The organism is Streptomyces sp. NBC_00210 (genome assembly GCF_045160975.1).
Lineage (GTDB): Bacteria > Actinomycetota > Actinomycetes > Streptomycetales > Streptomycetaceae > Streptomyces.
Genome location: NZ_CP108120.1, coordinates 4,403,101 through 4,421,483, shown reverse-complemented (window position 1 = coordinate 4,421,483; position 18,383 = coordinate 4,403,101). Strand labels below are relative to the sequence as shown.

The following is an 18,383-nucleotide window of genomic DNA, read 5'->3' as shown; positions in this document are numbered from 1 at the left end:
GCCATGAACGTTTCCCGTATCGCCCTCGCGACCGGTGTTGCCGCCTCCTCCGTGCTGCTGCTGTCCGGCCCCGCCTTCGCGCACGTCAGCGTGCAGCCTCAGGGCGAGGCCGCCAAGGGCGGTTATGCGACGGTCAACTTCAAGGTTCCCAACGAGCGCGACAACGCCTCGACCGTGAAGCTCGAGGTCAACCTGCCGACCGAGCACCCGCTGGCATCGGTGATGCCGCAGCCCGTGCCCGGCTGGAAGGTCGAGGTCACCAAGGCGAAGCTGGCCAAGCCGCTCGAGGTGCACGGCAAGCAGATCACCGAGGCCGTCTCGAAGGTCACCTGGACCGCTGACGGTTCCAAGATCGGGCCGGGCCAGTTCCAGCAGTTCCCGCTCTCCCTCGGCCGGCTGCCCGAGGACGCCGACCAGTTGGTCTTCAAGGCGCTGCAGACGTACGACAACAAGGAGGTCGTGCGCTGGATCGAGGAGGCCAAGGAGGGTGCGCCCGAGCCCGAGTCCCCCGCGCCGGTCCTGAAGCTTTCGGCGGCGACCGAGGACGAGCACGGCGGCGCGAAGGAAGCATCCGCCAAGGACGGCAAGAACGCCGGGCACGGGCACGACGAGGACGCCAAGTCCGAGACGGCGTCCGACGAAAGCAGCGACATCACGGCGCGCGTCCTGGGCATCGTCGGCATCCTTGCCGGCATTGCCGGTGTCGCCTTCGGCGTCCTGGCCGGCCGTCGCCGCTCCTCCTGACGTTCCTCCTGACGCTCCCTCCGACGCGGCTCCCGGCGCGCCTCGTGATGCGCCTCCTGAGGCCCCGTACACCACATTTGGGATATTTCTCCATGCGTAAGAAGACCGTGCTCGCGGCCACGCTCGTCGTGGCCGCAGCGCTCACCCTCTCCGCCTGCTCGGGCAGCGACTCCGCCAAGGGTCCCGTCGCCGATGTCTCCGCGGCTGTCCAGAAGCCGGCGACCGTGCTCGACCAGCCGTTCACCAAGCCGAACCTCGTCCTCACGGACACTCACGGCAAGAAGTACGACCTGCGCGAGCGGACCAAGGGCAAGCCGACGCTGATCTACTTCGGCTACACGCACTGCCCCGACGTCTGCCCGCTGACGATGAGCAATCTCGCCATCGCCAGGAAGAAGCTCGCCAAGGCCGACCAGGACAAGCTCCAGGTCGTGTTCGTCACCACCGATCCCGAGCGGGACACCCCGGCCGAGCTCGCCAAGTGGCTGCCCAGCGCGGGCGATCCGTCCTTCACCGGTCTCACCGGCGACTTCGCGACAATCCAGGCGGGCGCGCGCCAGATGGGTATCGGCATCGACCCGCCGAAGAAGGAGAAGGACGGCACGATCGTCTCCATGCACGGCGCGCAGGTCATCGCCTTCTCCCCGAAGACCGACGCGGGTTATGTGCTGTACGGCGACGACACCTCGGCGGACGAGTACGCCAAGGACCTGCCGAAGATCATCCGTGGGGAGAACCCGTGAACCGCCGTTCCACCGTCGCGTCCGTCCTAGCCCTGACCGCGGGTCTGGCGCTGGCGGGCTGCTCGTCCGACGGCCTGTCCGGATCGCCCGATTTGAAGGTCAGCGGCGCGTTCATGCCACAGCCCGTCGGCGCCGACATGGCCGCCGGGTTTCTGACGGTGCAGAACACCGGAGGCGGAGCGGACAAGCTCACCTCCGTCACCAGCGACATCTCCGACGACATCACGATCCACGAGTCGAAGGACCAGAAGATGCAGAAGGTGAAGGCCTTCGACGTCCCGGCGGACGGTGAGCTCGACCTCGAACGCGGTGGAAACCACATCATGTTCATGAAGCTCAAGCAGAAGCCGAAGCAGGGCGAGAAGGTCACCGTGGAGCTGCGATTCGAGAAGTCCGACCCGATCAAGGTCGAACTTCCCGTCAAGGAGCCCACGTACAACCCGGAGAAGCACTGAGCACCGAGGGACTGATCACGCCATGACAGCCATCGCCCCGCGCTTCGGCCCATCCCCGGTCGTCCGGCTGCTGCTCGCCGCGACCGTGCTCATCGGCACGCTCGTCGGCGCGCTGCTGGCCGGTGCGAGCCCCGCCTCGGCGCATGCCGCGCTGACCGGGAGCAACCCGAAGGACGGGGCGGTGGTCGCCACCGCCCCCAAAGACGTCACGCTCACCTTCTCCGAGCAGGTCGCCATGGGGAACGACTCGATCCGGGTACTCGAACCCAGCGGCAAACGCGCCGACAAGGCCAAGATCCGCAACCTGAGCACCGGCGGCAAGGTCTCCTACGGCGTCGATCTGCTGCCGGGACTGCCCAACGGCACATACACCGTGGCCTGGCAGGCCGTATCCGCCGACAGCCATCCCGTCTCCGGGGCCTTCACCTTCGCCATCGGGGCGCCCTCCGCGACCTCCGCCGCCCTGCCCGACCAGAAGGCCGGCACAGGGGTGGTCGGCGTTCTCTACGACATCGCGCGCTACACCGCGTACGCGGGCTTCGTGCTGCTCGTCGGCGGCGCCGCCTTCGTCCTCGCGTGCTGGCAACGCGGCGCTTCCGTACGCCCGCTGCAACGACTCGTCGTACAGGGCTGGGTGGCGCTCACCGCGGCAACGCTCGCGATGCTGCTGCTGCGCACCCCGTACACCGGCTCCGGGAAGCTGGCGGACGCCTTCGACCTCGGCGGACTGCGGGACGTCCTGGAGACCAAGACCGGGGCAGCGCTCATCTCGCGGCTGCTGCTGCTCGGGGCGGCCGCGCTGTTCGTCGCCGTGCTCTTCGGGGCGTACGCGAAACGGGAGGACGAGGGCGGGGAGGAGGGCGAGCGCAACGGCGACGGCGACGGCGAGAAGAAGGATCTGACCTTCGGTCTCGCCATCGGCGGCACGGTCGTCGCGGCCGGGATCGCCGGGACGTGGGCCCTGTCGGAGCATGCGTCGACCGGCATCCAGCCCGGCCTTGCGATGCCTGTGGACGTCCTGCATCTGCTGGCCGTGGCGACCTGGCTGGGCGGGCTCGCAGCGCTGCTCACGGTGCTCTACCTGGCGCCTTCGATCGAGCGGGCGGCGGTACGGCGGTTCTCCGGGGTGGCGTTCGGCAGTGTCGTCGTGCTGACCGCGACCGGGATCTACCAGTCCTGGCGGCAGGTCGGCTCCTGGTCGGCACTGACCGGGACATCGTACGGACAGCTGCTGCTGGTCAAGGTCGCGCTGGTCGTCGTCATGGTCTGTGTGGCATGGATCTCGCGGCGGTGGACGGCGCAGCTGGGAGAGGTGACGGAGGCCGAAGCCACAGAGGAGGCGCAGGGCGAGGCGGAAGCGGATCCCGAGCGGGCGGCCCAACTCGCCCGGCAGAAGGCCGCGGTGGCCACGGCCCTGAAGAAGAAGGCGAGGGACGCCGACCCGGAGCGTTCCGGACTGCGCCGTTCCGTGCTGGCGGAGGCGGGCATCGCCGTGGTCCTGCTGGCGGTGACCACCATCCTGACGTCCACCGAACCGGGGCGTACGCAGGAGGAGGCGGCCAAGTCCGCGGGGGCATCGGGCACCCAGGCGGCCTCCAACGCGCCGGCCGGTCCCACCGAGATCAAGCTGCCCTTCGACACGGGCGGCCAGAACGGCAAGGGCACCGTTCGGCTCAGCCTCGACCCCGCCACCTCCGGCGGCAACGAAATGCACGTCTGGATCTACAACCCGGACTTGAAGCCGATGGACGTGCCCGAGGTGAAGGTGTCCTTCACCCTCAAGGCCAAGCAGATCGGCCCGCTGCCGATCACGCCCGACCGCGTCACTGTCGGACACTGGAGCGCGGACCCGGTCCAGATCCCGATGCCCGGCGACTGGCAGGTCCAGGTGATGGTACGGACCTCCGACATCGACCAGACGACGGTCGACAAGAACATCAAGATCGGCTGAACCACCCGTGAGCGACAACCCCGTGAGCGACAACCGCGTGAGCGACAACCCTGTGAGCGACAGCCCTGTGAGCGACAAGGACATCTCCCGGCGCCGGCTGCTCGGCACCGTGGGCGCGGCGGGCGCGACCGGCCTTGTCCTGGGTGCGGCGGGCGGCGCCGCGGCGCACGCGGCCGCGGCCGGCGACACCCCGACCGCGCTGACCACGCTCGGCTCGACCGGCGTCGACTTCCACGGCGCCCACCAGGCGGGCATCACCACGCCGCTGCAGGCCTGTGGCCATCTGATCGCCTTCGATCTCGCGCCGGGAGCAGGCCGCAAGGAAGCCGCCGCACTGATGCGCCGCTGGTCCGCGCTCGCGGGCGATCTGATGGCGGGCCGGTCGGCCGGCGACGGCGACACCGGCGTCGCGCTCGACGCCGGGCCCTCATCGCTGACCGTGACCTTCGGCTTCGGCCGCACCTTCTTCGACCGTACGGGGCTGACAGCGCAGCGACCGCCGGAGCTGGACCCGCTGCCCGCGTTCTCCTCCGATCAGCTGGACGCCAAGCGGTCGGACGGCGATCTGTGGGTGCAGATCGGCGCGGACGACGCGTTGGTCGCCTTCCACGCGCTGCGCGCGATCCACAAGGCGGCGGGGGACGCGGCCCGGGTGCGATGGCAGATGAACGGCTTCAACCGCTCGCCCGGCGCCACCGGAAAGCCGATGACCGCCCGCAATCTGATGGGCCAGATCGACGGCTCCGGCAATCCGAAACCGTCCGAGCCGGACTTCGACAAGCGGATCTTCGTGCCGTCGGGGACGAAGTACGAGTGGCTGACTGGGGGCTCGTACGCCGTCGTACGCAGGATCCGCATGCTGCTCGACGACTGGGAGAAACTCTCGCTGAAGAAGCAGGAGCAGGTCATCGGCCGCCGTAAGTCCGACGGCGCGCCGCTGACCGGCGGCAGCGAGCTGACCGAGCCCGCGCTCGATGAGACCGGCCCGGACGGAAAGCTGGTCATCCCGGACAACGCACATGCCCGGATCTCCGCCCCGGAGCAGAACGGCGGCGCGGCGATGCTGCGGCGGCCGTTCTCGTTCCACGACGGCATCGCCGCCGACGGGACGCCGGACGCGGGGCTGCTCTTCATCTGCTGGCAGGCCGATCCGCTGCGTGGCTTCGTTCCCGTGCAGCGCAAGCTCGACCGGGGCGATGCACTGTCGGTGTTCATCAGGCACGAGGCGAGCGGACTGTTCGCGGTGCCGGGCGGTCCGAAGAAGGGCGAGTATGTGGGACAGCGGCTGCTGGAGTCCTGAAGATCGCGAGTCGTCCGGTTCGCGGGCCCATTAGGGTGACGGTATGTCGGCCACGCGCTACACGTATCTCGGACCCGAGGGCACCTTCACCGAAGCCGCCCTGCGCACCCTTCCGGAAGCAGCCACCCGGGAGCTGGTCCCGATGGTGTCCGTGCCCGCGGCGCTCGATGCCGTACGGAACGGGGACGCCGCGGCCGCCCTCGTACCGATCGAGAACTCCGTCGAGGGTGGCGTCACCGCCACCCTCGACGAGCTGGCCTCGGGCGAACCGCTGATGATCTACCGCGAGGTGGTGCTGCCCATCGCCTTCGCGCTGCTGGTGCGTCCTGGCACCAAGCTGTCCGAGGTGAAGACGGTGACCGGCCATCCGGTCGCCCAGCCCCAGGTGCGCAACTGGCTGCGGGCCAACCTTCCGGACGCCCTGTGGGAGTCGGCCGCTTCGAACGCCGACGGCGCGCGCCTCGTCCAGGAGGGGCGCTACGACGCGGCCTTCGCGGGTGAGTTCGCGGCGGCCACCTACGGCCTTGAGCCACTGGTCACCGAGATCCACGACGCCGAGAACGCGGAGACCCGCTTCGTCCTGGTGGGCCGGCCCGCCAGGCCCGCCGCGCCGACCGGCGCGGACAAGACGTCGGTGGTCATCTGGATGGGCGAGGACCACCCGGGTGCGCTGCTTGAGCTGCTGCAGGAATTCGCCGTACGCGGGGTCAACCTGATGCTGATCCAGTCCCGGCCGACGGGCGCGGGCATCGGGAACTACTGCTTTGCCGTGGACGCCGAGGGCCATATCTCGGACCGGCGGGTGGGTGAGGCGCTGATGGGGCTGAAGCGGATCTGTCCGAACGTGCGGTTCCTCGGCTCGTATCCCAGGGCGGGTGTGGCGGTCGAGGACGTGCGGCAGCTGCGTGCGGGGACGTCGGACGAGGAGTTCACGGCCGCGTCGGACTGGCTGGCGCGCTGCCAGGACGGCCGGGCCTGAGCGGTGGAGCAGCGGTAGAGCAGCCGGCAGCGGTGGAGGAGCGGTTCGATCCGGTCCTACCTGCAGATTTTCGTTGTCCACAGAACTTATCCACAGGCTTGCTTCTCGACCTGGGGACAAGTCGACAACACAACCCGACATGGTCGACAAATCTGCTCAGTCGCCCCAACTCCGTCCACAGGGCCGCACGGTGGCCTGTGTCACCTCAATTCCATTGATCAACTCTTTAGAGCGAGGAATTCCCACCTGGATGAGCCCGTGAGGTGGGTTTGCGTGGTGAATCCTCCGACTCACCCACAGCATTGGAATGATCTTTTCCGCGGTCCACAGACCCCCCACACAACCTGTGGATAACTTTGCGAAGGGCTGCATCCCCTGTGGACAGGCAGGCTCGAGCCCCCGCCCCACAAGGGATGCCGGTCAATGCGAGTCTTCGCCAGATGCCCCATTTCGGCGAATAGCATGGCATTTATTGACGCTTACCCGTGGCGCGAATTCCCGGAGCTTTCCAAACTCCGACAATTTAAGCAATTCGGACAAAGGGGCAGGCGAGGCTATATCGATTGAGGTGCCACCGGTCCGCACCGGTAGCCTGGTGGGGTGATTGACCTTCGCCTGCTTCGTGAGGACCCCGACCGTGTTCGCGCCTCCCAGCGCGCCCGTGGAGAGGACGTCTCCCTTGTGGACGCCCTCCTCCTGGCCGATGAGCGGCGCAGGTCGTCCGGCCTCCGCTTCGACGAGCTGCGCTCCGAGCAGAAGCAGCTCGGCAAGCTCATCCCCAAGGCCACACCCGAAGAGCGCGCCGAGCTGCTGCAGAAGGCCGAGCAGCTGAAGGCCGACGTCAAGGCGGCCGACGCCGCGCAGGGCGAGGCCGACGAAGAGACCAGGCGGCTGCTGCTCCAGCTCGGGAACATCGTCCACCAGGACGTCCCGGTCGGCGGCGAGGAGGACTTCGTCGTACTGGAGACGCACGGTACCGTCCGCGACTTCGGCGCCGAGGGATTCGAGCCCAAGGACCACCTGGAGCTCGGCGAGGCGCTCGGCGCCATCGACGTCGAGCGCGGCGCCAAGGTGTCGGGCTCGCGCTTCTACTACCTGACGGGCGTCGGCGCGCTGCTCGAGCTCGCGCTGGTCAACGCCGCCATCGCGCAGGCCACCGAGGCCGGCTTCATCCCGATGCTGACCCCGGCGCTGGTCCGCCCGCGCGCAATGGAGGGCACCGGCTTCCTCGGCCAGGCCGCGGAGAACGTGTACCACCTGGAGAAGGACGACTACTACCTGGTCGGCACCTCCGAGGTCCCGCTCGCCGCGTACCACATGGACGAGATCATCGAGGCCGAGAAGCTGCCGCTGCGGTACGCGGGCTTCTCGCCCTGCTTCCGCCGCGAGGCCGGGACGTACGGCAAGGACACCCGCGGCATTTTCCGGGTGCACCAGTTCGACAAGGTCGAGATGTTCTCGTACGTCGCTCCCGAGGACGCGGAGGCCGAGCACAAGCGGCTCCTCGACTGGGAGAAGCAGTGGCTGACCGGCCTTGAGCTGCCCTTCCAGGTGATCGATGTGGCGACCGGTGACCTGGGCGCATCCGCCTCGCGCAAGTACGACTGCGAGGCGTGGATCCCGACCCAGGGCAAGTACCGCGAGCTGACCTCCGCGTCGAACTGCGACAGCTTCCAGGCCCGCCGGCTGTCCGTGCGCATGCGCGACGGCAAGAAGGTGCAGCCGCTGGCGACGCTGAACGGCACGCTGTGCGCCGTACCGCGCACGATCGTGGCCATCCTGGAGAACCACCAGCTGGCGGACGGTTCGGTACGGGTGCCCGAGGTGCTCCGGCCGTACCTGGGCGGGCGTGAGGTGCTGGAGCCGGTCTCCAAGTGAGCCCCGCCCCCTTCCCGTACCGCCTGATAGCAACGGATCTCGACGGCACGCTGCTGCGGGGCGACGACACGGTCTCACAGCGCACACGTGACGCGCTCTCCGCCGCCACGGCGGCGGGCGCCGCCCACATCATCGTCACCGGCCGCGCCGTGCCCTGGACCCGGCACATCCTGGACGACCTCGGATACGAGGGCCTGGCGGTCTGCGGCCAGGGCGCGCAGGTCTACCACGCGGGTGAACGGCGGCTGTTGACGTCGGTGACACTGGACCGGCAACTGGCCGCTCTGGCGCTGGCCAAGCTCGAGGCGGAGATCGGCCCGCTGACGCTGGCCGCGAGCCGCGACGGGCTCGATGGCGAGGTGCTGGTCGGCGCGGGCTACCGGGTGCAGGAGGGCCCGCTGCCGGTGGTGACCTTCGAGGACCCGTCCGAACTGTGGTCCGCCCCGATCAACAAGCTCTACATCCAGCATCCGGGGCTGGACGACGACGCACTGACGAAGGCGGCCAGGGCGACGATCGGCGGCCTGGTGAACGTGGTGATGGCGGGTCCGGGGATCGTGGAGATCCTTCCGCTGGGGCTGAGCAAGGCGACCGGACTCTCGCTGGCGGCGCGACGGCTGGGGCTGCGGGCTTCGGACACGATCGCGTTCGGTGACATGCCGAACGACATCCCGATGTTCGGGTGGGCGGCGCACGGTGTGGCGATGGCCAACGCGCACGACGAGTTGAAGGCAGTGGCGCACGAGATCACGGCGTCGAACGAAAACGACGGCATCGCGATCACGCTGGAACACCTGCTGGGCCAGGGCGGGTTTTAGAAGTCCCGCCTGTCTTGCGGCCCGCCCAAGGGCTGCGGAGGATGCGCGGATCGAACGCGCGCGAGGCTTCCGCCCCGACGACGGCTTAGCAAGCCGCTGCCTTACCACTCGGCCAATCCTCCGGGAGGGGGCGGCCCGCGCAGATGCGCGCTCGAAGCGGCCGCCCCCGGGCAACTGCTCGCGGGCGGCTCCGCGGAGTGTCGGTGGCTACTCCGCGTCCTGCCCGGCGCTGCCCTGCTGGGAGCTCGACGGACTCGCACTCGTACTCTCGGTCATCGCCGCGCTCCTCTCCCGGTCGGATGGCGTCGGTCGCACTGGCGTGCGCCGGCTCAACTACTCTGCCTCGGCCGACGGTTCGCTGCCACTGATTTTCGTCCCACCGGGATTCCGTGTGAGTGGCCAGCCGAGGAGGCCGATGCCGAGGGCGATGGCATGCCCGAGGTCGGTGAAGGTCCCGTCGGTCGCAAGCGGCACGCCGAAGAAGGCGAGCGCGCCCGCGAGATAGAGCCAGCGCCAGCGGTACGGAAGCCGGTAGGTGAGGATGCCGACCGATGCGGCGATGCCGTAACTCACCCCGATGTCCACGACATGCGCCATCCTGCGCGGCACCTCGTGGTTCTCGATGCTCAGCAGCACGACCCGCTGGCTGATGAGCGTGGCGGCGATATGCGCGGTGGCGACCGTGAACAGCCAGCGCAGGGTGCCGATCCAGCGCTCGACGTGCGCGTGGAAGATCTCGAAGAGGACCGCGTAAAGCAGGAAGGACGAGGGGTTCTCGATCCAGAACGCGCTGGTCAGCAGCGATTGGAAGGGGTGGGCGGAGAGCTCGTGGACATTGCTGCTGGTGCGGTGGAGCAGATAGAGCTCAAGACCTTCCGTGGAGAATTCGATGACGATGCTGGTGACGGCGATGATCAGCAGCCAGACATGAGTGCCGGGCGTCGAGCGAATCCAGCTCCGTACGGGCCGGGACGGCTCGCCCCGGCCCGTACGGTCTGTCGCTGCGCTCACCCCTCGATCATGACGCGTCTGTCCGGTCGGTGCGCCGTACGACATCGAGGCGGCACATCGGCGCCGCGTCAGCAGTCAGTCAACGGTCCGTCAACGGTCCGTCAACGGCGCTTACGTCGCTGGCTGCGCTGCAGTTCTCTCAGCTGATGGGCGAAGTCGTCCATCCTCTTGTCCATCCGGCGCTCCATCCGCCGCATGTCGTCGGAGAGGTCGCAGAGCCGGTTGCTGATGGCCCCGACGACTTGATTGGTGGCGTCGAGCCGCCGGTCGAGGCGATCGAGACGTACCGAGATCCCGTTGATCACGGGACCGAGCTCCTGGAGCGCGCGGCCGACGGTGTCCAGGTTCGCCTCGGCGGCGGTGACCCGGCGGTCGAGGGATGCGTACCCCTTGCGCCAGCCTTCCTCGGCGTCGAGGAGGTAGGTGCGGACACAGCGGGCGATGTCGCTGTCGCGAAGAAGCAGCGCGACGTTGAGCACGGTGCGGCGGGTGTAGAGCCTGAGCTGAGTCACCGCCTGTGGATAACTTTCACCCTGGTTGGCGTCCCATAGCGACACCATGTCTCTATGGAAGGATCGCAGTTCAGCGCCGCGCAGCACGCGCATCCCGTTCTCCGTGAACTCCTTGTGATGCCGGTCGGTCAACCTCCGGATGACGACTGTGGATACTTCGAAGTACCGCGCCACATCCTCTGTGCGAACGTGAACTCCGTCCGGGAGCATGACAAGAGCCTTCACCTTGTCGAGGACGTCGACGCGCCCCAAATGCTCGTCACGCATCGTGCGCGATTCGAGCAGGGCGACTTCCGATGGCATGGGGATGCCTTCCGTTCGTGAAACCGGTCATGGACGGCCCTCTCCCCGGGCACAGGGGTGGAGGTCGGCTCACGGTGCTACTCACCCAATGACCGGCCCGGCTTTCGATCCAGTACCGGCAATCCCCAACTTCACGAACTCTCGTCGCCACGAACTCCAGTTGCCTCCACGCGCAGTGAACAACGAGCCGATAAACGCACAGTCACGCGGATACACGTCAACCCCCGTCCTCTGGACAGGGGTTGAACGGCAACGCAAGCTCTTCCTCTCACTCCTCGCCGGCGAGCTTCAGCACCCTCAGCTTCTGTCCCGCGTACCACGTCGCCACGACCGTGACCCCCGCCAGCAGCGCCACCGCCAGCGGCAGCCCCACGTCCGAGCCGATCAGGCCCTGCCCGCCGATCTTCTCGGCGAGCGACAGCGACCACTGCTGGACGCTCAGCGTGCGCGCCCCCGGCACCAGGCTGCCGAACAGCGTCTCCCACACCAGCGCGTAGACGAGTCCGATGACCACCGCGTGCCGGCTGACCGTCCCGAGGAGCAGGAACAGTGCGCTGTAGGCGATCGAGGCAACCAGCGCCGCCACGGTGTACGCCACCGCGACCTGCTGGCCGTTGCCGTTGAGGATGAACCCGGCGATCAGCGTGGGGATCGCCGAGAAGGCCATCGTGATCGCGATGGCCACGACCAGCTTGGTGACGATGATCGTCGGGCGCTTCACCGGCTTGGCGAGCAGATAGACGATCGACCCGTCGTCGATCTCGGGGCCGATCGACCCGGTGCCCGCGATCACCCCGATCAGCGGCACCATCGTGGCGATGGCGAACCCGCCCAGGAGGTCGGCGGCGACCTGGTCGTCGACGCCGTTGAAGCTCCGTACCGCCGCCGCGATGAGCAGCAGCAGACCGGGCAGTACGAACAGGATCGCGGCCCGGCGCCTGCCGAGCACGGCCCGGTAGGTGAGCCGGGCGACTGTGGGGTTGTACATGGACGTCACAGCTCCTTTCAGGCCGCTACGAGGTAGGAGAAGACCGACTCGAGGGACTCGTCCGAGGGCGAGACCGTCAGCAGCCTGATGGAGTGCTCGCGGGCGACCCTCGGCAGCAGTTCGGTGAACCGGCCGAAGTCGACGGCCTGGATGCGCAGCGCGCCCTCGGCAAGGTCGACCTCGATACCCGCCGTGGACGGATCGGCGATCAGGGCCGCGGCGAGGGCCCGGTCGTCGCTGGACCGTACGAGATAGCGGTGTGGCCGGTCCGTCATCAGCCTGCGGATCTTGCGGAAGTCACCGGATGCGGCATGGCGGCCGGCGACGATCACCTCGATGTGGGAGGCGAGTTGCTCGACCTCCTCCAGGATGTGCGAGGAGAACAGCACGGTCCGGCCCTCTGCGCCCATCCGCCGCAGCAGGTCCATCAGCTGCATGCGCTGGCGCGGGTCCATGCCGTTGAAGGGCTCGTCGAGCAGCAGCACGGACGGCTCGTGGACGAGGGCCGACGCCATCTTCACGCGCTGCCGCATGCCCTTGCTGTACGTCGAGATCTTGCGGTCCTGCGCGTACTCCATCTCGACCGTGGCGAGCGCCTTCTGCGCGGCCTTCTTGCCCAGGCCGTGCAACTCGGCGTTGGCGACGACGAATTCGCGGCCGGTGAGGAAGTCGTACATCGCTTCCCGCTCCGGCACGACGCCGATCTGCCGGTAGACGGACTCGTTGCGCCAGATCGCGTGCCCGTCGAGCGTCACGCTTCCCGTCGACGGGGCCAGGAAACCACCCATCATGTTGATGAGCGTGGACTTTCCGGCGCCGTTGGGGCCGAGCAGACCGGTGACGCCCGGGCCGATCGTCATCGTCACGTCGTTGACGGCCACGACATTGCCGAACCACCGCGAGGTGTGCTCGATGTTGATGGTTGTCACAGCCCGACCTTTCGGTAGCGGCGCATCAGTACGGCGTACGAGCCGGCGACGAGCGCGAGGACGACGAGCACATAGACCACGCCGGGCCCGGCACCCGGGCCGGCCTCACCGGGGAAGGCCGAGGTGGCGCCGAGGAAGGCGGTCTGTACGCCGTCGATGAGAGTGACCGGCGAGAACAGGCCCAGCCACTTGATCACCTCGGGCGATCCGGTCTCCCAGGCGATCGCCTGGACGGTGGAGACGGCGCCGTAGGTGATGGTCATCGTGGCGATCACGGCGGCGACGCCGAAGCCGCGGCGCGGCGTGAGCGCGGCCATCACCAGTCCGATCCCGCCGAAGAGTACGGACAGAAGCGCCACGGAGACCATGCCCTGCGCGAAGCCCTTCGTCTGGTCCACGAAGTCCATCTTGGCGAGCAGCGAGCCGATGTACAGGATGACCAGCGGCGCCGCGGTGAGCACGAACAGGGCCGAGGCCATCGCGCCGTACTTGGCGAGGACGTAGTCGATGCGCTCGATCGGGCGCGAGAAGTACAGCGGCACCGTCTTGAAGCGCAGATCGCGCGAGACGGACTGCGGAGCCTGCGCGGCCAGGAAGAGGCCGATGACCGCCTGCGTGACGATCGCATAGCGGGTGTAGTCGAGCGGCAGGTCCTTGAGCTTCGTGGCGACAGCGACGGCGACGATGATCGCCGCGGGCAGGCACATCACCGCGAAGAGGATCATCGGCAGCACCTTGGACTTGGCCGAGCGGCCGAGGCCGTAGGCGCCGCGCAGCGACTGGGAGTAGAGAGAGCGACGCGCATACGCACGGCCGAGCCGCGGGCCCTCGTAGTTCCGGTAGCCGATGTTGTGGATCCGGGTGGTCTCGTTGTGGACCCCGGTGAGCTCTGTGCTCATCGCGCCTGCACCTCCATGGGCTGTGCCGCCGCCTCCGGACGGAAGACCTCCGCGATGTGGTGGCGACGCTGTTCCATCCGTACGAGACCGAGGCCGAGCCCGGCGACTGTGTCGCGCACGACGTCGTACGTCTCCTCGCCCGTCGCCTCGATCAGCAGGATGTGGCCCGCTCCGGGCAGACCGTCCTCCACGCGCGCGTGCAGCGTGACTCCGGCGGCGGCCAGTGCCTTACGGAGCACCGCCGTGCCGTCGGGGTGCGTGTCCGTGTCGGTGACCTCGACCGCGAGGGTCGCGGTGGTCTGGGTGAAGTCGCTGGTGGAGCTCGAGCGCAGCAGCGAGCCGCCGTCGATGACGACGACGTGGTCGCAGGTGCGCTCGAGTTCGCCCAACAGGTGCGAGGTGACCAGGACCGAGATGCCGAAGTCGGTGTGGACGCGGCGGATCAGATTGAGCATCTCGTCGCGGCCGACCGGGTCGAGGCCGTTGGTCGGCTCGTCCAGGAGGACCAGCTTGGGGTCGTGGACCAGGGCCTGCGCGAGTTTGACGCGCTGCTTCATCCCGGTCGAGTAGCCGCCGATGGGGCGATAGCGCTCCTCGTACAGGCCGACGTGGCGCAGGGTGTCGGCGGTGCGCTCGCGGGCGGCCGTCGGCGGCAGCCCGGACATGCGCGCCATGTGGACGACGAACTCGGTGGCCGAGACATCGGGCGGCAGGCAGTCGTGCTCGGGCATGTATCCCACCTGCTCCCGGATGGCGGCGCCACTGGTGGCGACGTCGAGACCGAGCACTGCGGCCCGGCCCTCGGTGGCGGGAGACAGACCCAGCAGGATCTTGATCAACGTGGACTTGCCGGCTCCGTTGGCGCCCACCAGGCCGGTCACACCGGGTCCGATGTCCAACGAGAGCCGGTCAAGCGCGGTCACCCTGGGGAACCGCTTGCTCAGGCTTTCGGTCGCGATCACAGTCACACTTCGAAGGTAGTGGCGCAGGACACACCGGGCGTCAGCCCTGACGGCTGGATCGGTGTCCGACTCCAGAGGTACGGACCCGTAAGGGGCCTGCGACCAAAGTCGACCGCGCCACGGCGGCCGGTGAGTTTTCCACAGGCTGATGCACAGCCCTTGACGCAGCCGCCGGGCATTGTCACATTCATCGGTGTCAAGTTACGAGCGAGCACCGCACACGGGACGGGCGGGTGGCATGAGCTCAGCAGTGGAGAGTGAACTGACCGCGGAACTGCGGGGGTTCAGGGAGGTGCAGCGCCTCGCGTACGCATGCGCGGAGGCAGTGGCGGCGCAGCTCAAGCCGGGTGTGACCGAGCGCGAAGCGGCCCGGATGCAACGGGAGTGGCTGCGCGAGCGTGGCGTGCGGGACTGGTTCCATCTGCCCTTCGCATGGTTCGGGGACCGTACGGCCTTCGTGAACTTCCGGATACCGCTCCAGTTCTTCCCCACCAACCGGAAGCTCGAGGCGGGGATGCCCTTCATCCTCGACATGGCACCTGTCCACAAAGGCTTCACGGCCGACATCGGGTATTCGGGCTGCCTCGGCCTCAACCCCGTGCACGACAAGCTGCTGACCGACCTGGAGGCACACCGCGAGCTGATCCTGCGCGAGGTGCGGGAGCGGCGCTCACTGCGCGAGATCTATGAGGACGTGGACCGGCTCATGGTCCGCCAGGGGTACGCCAACCGGCACCGCGCCTACCCCTTCGGCGTCATCGCCCACAAGATCGACCGGGTGAAGGAGCGACGCTGGTCGCCGCATCTGTTCGGTTTCGGCACCCAGTCGCTGAAGGGACTGGCGAGCGACGCGCTGCACGGCCACCGGGACGGCTGGTCGCCGCTGTGGAGTCCGTATGCATTCTCCGACCACCCGCCCCGGCCGGGGTTGTGGGCGGTCGAGCCGCACCTCGGGTTCCGGGGCACGGGCGCGAAGTTCGAGGAGATCCTGGTGGTCACCGACTCCAAGGACCCGGAGCAGAGCGCGTTCTGGCTGGACGACGATCTGCCGCATGTGCGGCGCTGGGCGGATGACTCGTGCCGGGTGTCGGCTCTGGGAGACAACCATGAGAAGGAGTCGGCGTGAGTCTCAAGGGGGCACGGGAGCGCTGGGTCCGTACGGGCGGAGTCGAGCTGTGCGTCGCCGAGCTGGGTGATGCGACGCAGCCGACGGTGCTGCTCGTGCACGGCTATCCGGACAGCAAGGAGGTGTGGACGGAGGTCGCCGGACGCCTGGCGGACCGGTTCCATGTGGTGCTGTACGACGTCCGGGGGCATGGCCGCTCCACCTCGCCGGCTCCACTGCGCGGCGGCTTCACCCTGGAGAAACTGACGGACGACTTCCTGGCGGTCGTCGACGCGGTGAGTCCGGGCAAGCCGGTGCATCTGGTCGGCCACGACTGGGGGTCGGTGCAGTCGTGGGAGTTCGTCACCGTGCAGCGCGCCGAGGGCCGTATTGCCTCCTTCACCTCCATGTCCGGCCCGTCCCTCGACCACTTCGGGCACTGGATCAAGAGGCGGATGAGCCGGCCGACGCCCCGCAGGGTGGGCCAGTTGCTCGGCCAGGGCGCCAAGTCCTGGTACGTGTACATGCTGCACACGCCGGTGCTGCCGGAGCTCGCCTGGCGCGGGCCACTGGGCAAGCAGTGGCCGAAGATCCTGCAGCGGATCGAGAAGGTGCCGACAGGCGACTACCCGACGCCGTCGCTGCCGCAGGACGCGGCGCACGGCGCATGGCTCTACCGGGACAATGTCCGGGCCAGGCTGCGCCGCCCCCGCGCCGACGCCTACGCCCACGCGCCGGTCCAGCTGATCACGCCGACCGGCGACGCCTTTCTGTCCGAGCGGCTCTATGACGAACTGGGCGAGTGGGTCCCCCAGTTGACCCGCCGCTCGCTGCCCGCCAAGCATTGGATACCGCGCACCCGGCCGGACCAGCTGTCGGCCTGGATCGGCGAGTTCGTCACGGCCAACGAGCACTTCGGGGCGGGCATGGCCGCGCGTCAGACCGTGGCCAAGGGGCCTTGTGCCGAGCGGTTCGGGGGGCAGCTCGTCCTGGTGACAGGCGCGGCGAGCGGCATCGGGCGGGCCACCGCCTTCGCGTTCGCCGAGGCGGGGGCGCGGATCGTGGCGGTGGACCGGGATGCCGAAGGGGCGGCCAGGACCGCGGAACTGTCCCGGCTGATAGGTGCGCCCGAAGCCTGGGGCGAGACCGTGGACGTCAGCGACGAGCCGGCGATGGAGAAGCTCGCCGTGAAGGTCGCCACCGAGTACGGCGTGGTGGACGTCCTGGTCAACAACGCAGGCATCGGGCTGTCCGGCTCCTTCCTGCAGACCAGCGCCGAGGACTGGAAGAAGGTCCTCGACGTCAATCTGTGGGGGGTCATACACGGCTGCCGGCTCTTCGGCAGGCAGATGGCCGAGCGTGGCCAGGGCGGCCATATCGTCAACACCGCGTCCGCTGCCGCCTATCAGCCCACGAGGTTGCTGCCCGCGTACAGCACGTCGAAGGCGGCGGTGCTGATGCTCAGCGAGTGCCTGCGGGCGGAGCTGGCCGGACAGGGCATCGGGGTCTCGGCGATCTGCCCCGGCATCGTCAACACCAACATCGCGGCCTCCGCGCGCTTCGCCGGGGTTGACGAGGCCGAGGAGAAGCGACGCCGGAAGAAGTCCGCCCGGCTGTACCGGCTGCGAAACTACCCGCCGGAGAAGGTCGCCGACGCGATCCTGCGCGCCGTCGTCAGGAACCAGGCTGTTGTGCCGGTGACGCCCGAGGCGCGCGGCGCCCGCTTCATGTCCCGCTTCATGCCCGGGAGCCTGCGGGCGATAGCACGATGGGAGCCGCCGCTATGAGCGCTGTGGGAGCACAGTCAGTAGCCGAGTACCGGATCGAGGATCTGGCGCACCACAGCGGTGCCACGGTCCGTACGATCCGCGCCTACCAGGACCGCGGACTGCTGCCGAAACCGGAGCGGCGCGGGCGGGCCAATGTGTACGGCTCCACCCATCTGGCCCGGCTGCGGCAGATCGCCGATCTGCTGGACCGCGGCTACACCCTGGCCTCGATCAAGGAGTTGCTGGAGGCCTGGGACGCCGGGCGCGGGCTCGGCGGGGTGCTCGGTCTGGTGGCGGAGGTGCAGGGGCCGTGGACGGACGAGGTGGCGGCCCGGATAACCCGCGCCGAGCTGGACGGCAAGTTCGGCGGGAAGCCGGACGAGGCCGCCGTCGAGGAGGCGGTGGAGCTCGGCGTACTGGAACGCGTCCCGGGGCGGGACGACGAGTTTCTGGTGCCCAGTCCCCAAGAGCTGGCCGTGGCGGCCGAGTTGTACGCGTCCGGGGTGCCGCTCTCGGCAATCTCCCGTCATCTGCGGGAGCTTCGTGGACAGGTCGAGCACATAGCGTCCCGTTTCCTGGAGTTCACCACCGAGCATGTCTTCGCGCGCTGTCTCGGCCATCTGCCCCCTACCGACGCGGATGCCGCCGAGGCGGCGGCTCTGGTGCGGCGGCTGAGACCACTTGCACAGCAGACGGTCGACGCCGAACTGGCCCGGGCCATGCGGACGTTCGCCAGCCGGCATCTGCAGCAGCATCTGACTGCCGAGGGACCGCAGCCGGTGGAGAGCGAGCCCCGGTCGGTGCTGCTGCCCACGGAGACAATTCGAGCGGTGCAGGCACTGGTTGGCGAACAGAACGCGGCCGCCTTCATCGCGGCGGCCGCCGAACGGGAGGTACAGGCCAGAACATTGGACGCTCTCACCTCAAGGAGCGTACATTCAGCCCAATTTGACCAAAGAGCCTAAATTGGCGTTCCGTTGTCCACAGAACCTTCAATTCCCTTGTGGATAACTACAGTTGGCTGTGGATCAAACCTG

Annotated in this window: 17 protein-coding genes and 1 tRNA gene; 11 read left to right on the top strand and 7 right to left on the bottom strand. The window is 68.5% G+C overall.

Annotated elements, in window-relative coordinates:
* The first annotated feature begins 3 nt into the window (after positions 1 to 3).
* The 8 genes from OG729_RS20000 (at position 4) to OG729_RS19965 (ending at position 8,868) form a co-directional block, all read left to right on the top strand.
* Positions 4 to 744 carry a YcnI family protein gene (locus OG729_RS20000; RefSeq protein ID WP_360867316.1) on the top strand — a complete coding sequence of 247 codons (741 nt, stop codon included), beginning with the start codon at positions 4 to 6 and terminating at the stop codon, positions 742 to 744.
* Positions 745 to 836: 92 nt separating this feature from the next.
* The gene (locus OG729_RS19995) at positions 837 to 1,487 is read left to right on the top strand and encodes an SCO family protein (protein ID WP_405807432.1); all 651 of its coding nucleotides are present in this window, start codon (positions 837 to 839) and stop codon (positions 1,485 to 1,487) included.
* Positions 1,484 to 1,942 (top strand): copper chaperone PCu(A)C, encoded by a 459-nt coding sequence (locus OG729_RS19990; protein WP_405807431.1) that lies wholly within the window; start codon positions 1,484 to 1,486, stop codon positions 1,940 to 1,942. The genes OG729_RS19995 and OG729_RS19990 overlap by 4 nt, the downstream gene beginning before the upstream one ends.
* Positions 1,943 to 1,964: 22 nt before the next feature.
* Positions 1,965 to 3,893 carry a copper resistance CopC/CopD family protein gene (locus tag OG729_RS19985; protein ID WP_405807430.1) on the top strand — a complete coding sequence of 643 codons (1,929 nt, stop codon included), beginning with the start codon at positions 1,965 to 1,967 and terminating at the stop codon, positions 3,891 to 3,893.
* 37 nt (positions 3,894 to 3,930) lie between these two features.
* Entirely contained in the window at positions 3,931 to 5,193 is a 1,263-nt protein-coding gene (efeB, locus tag OG729_RS19980) for an iron uptake transporter deferrochelatase/peroxidase subunit (protein WP_405811198.1), read from the top strand.
* Positions 5,194 to 5,236: 43 nt separating this feature from the next.
* A complete protein-coding gene (pheA, locus tag OG729_RS19975; RefSeq protein ID WP_360867302.1) occupies positions 5,237 to 6,172 on the top strand; it encodes a prephenate dehydratase in 936 nt (311 codons plus the stop codon).
* 600 nt (positions 6,173 to 6,772) lie between these two features.
* Positions 6,773 to 8,050: a serine--tRNA ligase gene (serS, locus tag OG729_RS19970; RefSeq protein ID WP_405807428.1), complete on the top strand. Its 1,278-nt coding sequence runs from the start codon at positions 6,773 to 6,775 to the stop codon at positions 8,048 to 8,050.
* Positions 8,047 to 8,868 (top strand): HAD family hydrolase, encoded by an 822-nt coding sequence (locus tag OG729_RS19965; RefSeq protein ID WP_405807427.1) that lies wholly within the window; start codon positions 8,047 to 8,049, stop codon positions 8,866 to 8,868. Before serS ends, OG729_RS19965 begins: the two co-directional genes overlap by 4 nt.
* A 35-nt stretch (positions 8,869 to 8,903) precedes the next feature.
* On the opposite strand, the gene OG729_RS19960 is transcribed toward OG729_RS19965, so the two are convergent.
* The 7 genes from OG729_RS19960 to OG729_RS19930 form a co-directional block, all read right to left on the bottom strand.
* A tRNA-Ser gene (locus OG729_RS19960) sits at positions 8,904 to 8,990 on the bottom strand.
* Positions 8,991 to 9,201: 211 nt separating this feature from the next.
* Positions 9,202 to 9,879: a rhomboid-like protein gene (locus OG729_RS19955; protein WP_405807426.1), complete on the bottom strand. Its 678-nt coding sequence runs from the start codon at positions 9,877 to 9,879 to the stop codon at positions 9,202 to 9,204.
* Positions 9,880 to 9,980: 101 nt separating this feature from the next.
* The gene (locus tag OG729_RS19950) at positions 9,981 to 10,694 is read right to left on the bottom strand and encodes a hypothetical protein (protein WP_405807424.1); all 714 of its coding nucleotides are present in this window, start codon (positions 10,692 to 10,694) and stop codon (positions 9,981 to 9,983) included.
* A gap of 268 nt (positions 10,695 to 10,962) precedes the next feature.
* Positions 10,963 to 11,682: an ABC transporter permease subunit gene (locus OG729_RS19945; RefSeq protein WP_405807423.1), complete on the bottom strand. Its 720-nt coding sequence runs from the start codon at positions 11,680 to 11,682 to the stop codon at positions 10,963 to 10,965.
* Positions 11,683 to 11,699: 17 nt separating this feature from the next.
* Entirely contained in the window at positions 11,700 to 12,611 is a 912-nt protein-coding gene (locus OG729_RS19940) for an ABC transporter ATP-binding protein (RefSeq protein WP_360867285.1), read from the bottom strand.
* The gene (locus tag OG729_RS19935) at positions 12,608 to 13,510 is read right to left on the bottom strand and encodes an ABC transporter permease (protein ID WP_405807421.1); all 903 of its coding nucleotides are present in this window, start codon (positions 13,508 to 13,510) and stop codon (positions 12,608 to 12,610) included. The genes OG729_RS19940 and OG729_RS19935 overlap by 4 nt, the downstream gene beginning before the upstream one ends.
* Positions 13,507 to 14,472: an ABC transporter ATP-binding protein gene (locus OG729_RS19930; RefSeq protein ID WP_360867403.1), complete on the bottom strand. Its 966-nt coding sequence runs from the start codon at positions 14,470 to 14,472 to the stop codon at positions 13,507 to 13,509. The genes OG729_RS19935 and OG729_RS19930 overlap by 4 nt, the downstream gene beginning before the upstream one ends.
* A gap of 238 nt (positions 14,473 to 14,710) precedes the next feature.
* Here OG729_RS19930 and OG729_RS19925 point away from each other — a divergent pair, with 238 nt between their 5' ends.
* Genes OG729_RS19925 through OG729_RS19915 form a run of 3 tightly spaced genes read left to right on the top strand, consistent with a single transcriptional unit; the run spans position 14,711 to position 18,311 of the window.
* Positions 14,711 to 15,598 carry a M24 family metallopeptidase gene (locus OG729_RS19925; protein ID WP_405807419.1) on the top strand — a complete coding sequence of 296 codons (888 nt, stop codon included), beginning with the start codon at positions 14,711 to 14,713 and terminating at the stop codon, positions 15,596 to 15,598.
* Complete coding sequence (locus OG729_RS19920) at positions 15,595 to 17,364, top strand: SDR family oxidoreductase (RefSeq protein WP_405807417.1); 1,770 nt, start codon at positions 15,595 to 15,597, stop codon at positions 17,362 to 17,364. Before OG729_RS19925 ends, OG729_RS19920 begins: the two co-directional genes overlap by 4 nt.
* The gene (locus OG729_RS19915; RefSeq protein ID WP_360867273.1) at positions 17,361 to 18,311 is read left to right on the top strand and encodes a MerR family transcriptional regulator; all 951 of its coding nucleotides are present in this window, start codon (positions 17,361 to 17,363) and stop codon (positions 18,309 to 18,311) included. The genes OG729_RS19920 and OG729_RS19915 overlap by 4 nt, the downstream gene beginning before the upstream one ends.
* The last annotated feature ends 72 nt before the right edge of the window (positions 18,312 to 18,383 follow it).

Bases quoted from the DNA above. Each gene is read 5' to 3' on its own strand.
- pheA (WP_360867302.1), top strand. From the start codon at position 5,237: ATGTCGGCCACGCGCTACACGTATCTCGGACCCGAGGGCACCTTCACC.
- OG729_RS19935 (WP_405807421.1), bottom strand. From the start codon at position 13,510: ATGAGCACAGAGCTCACCGGGGTCCACAACGAGACCACCCGGATCCAC.
- OG729_RS19915 (WP_360867273.1), top strand. From the start codon at position 17,361: ATGAGCGCTGTGGGAGCACAGTCAGTAGCCGAGTACCGGATCGAGGAT.
- OG729_RS19995 (WP_405807432.1), top strand. From the start codon at position 837: ATGCGTAAGAAGACCGTGCTCGCGGCCACGCTCGTCGTGGCCGCAGCG.
- OG729_RS19950 (WP_405807424.1), bottom strand. From the start codon at position 10,694: ATGCCATCGGAAGTCGCCCTGCTCGAATCGCGCACGATGCGTGACGAG.
- OG729_RS20000 (WP_360867316.1), top strand. From the start codon at position 4: ATGAACGTTTCCCGTATCGCCCTCGCGACCGGTGTTGCCGCCTCCTCC.
- OG729_RS19985 (WP_405807430.1), top strand. From the start codon at position 1,965: ATGACAGCCATCGCCCCGCGCTTCGGCCCATCCCCGGTCGTCCGGCTG.
- OG729_RS19925 (WP_405807419.1), top strand. From the start codon at position 14,711: ATGAGCTCAGCAGTGGAGAGTGAACTGACCGCGGAACTGCGGGGGTTC.
- OG729_RS19945 (WP_405807423.1), bottom strand. From the start codon at position 11,682: ATGTACAACCCCACAGTCGCCCGGCTCACCTACCGGGCCGTGCTCGGC.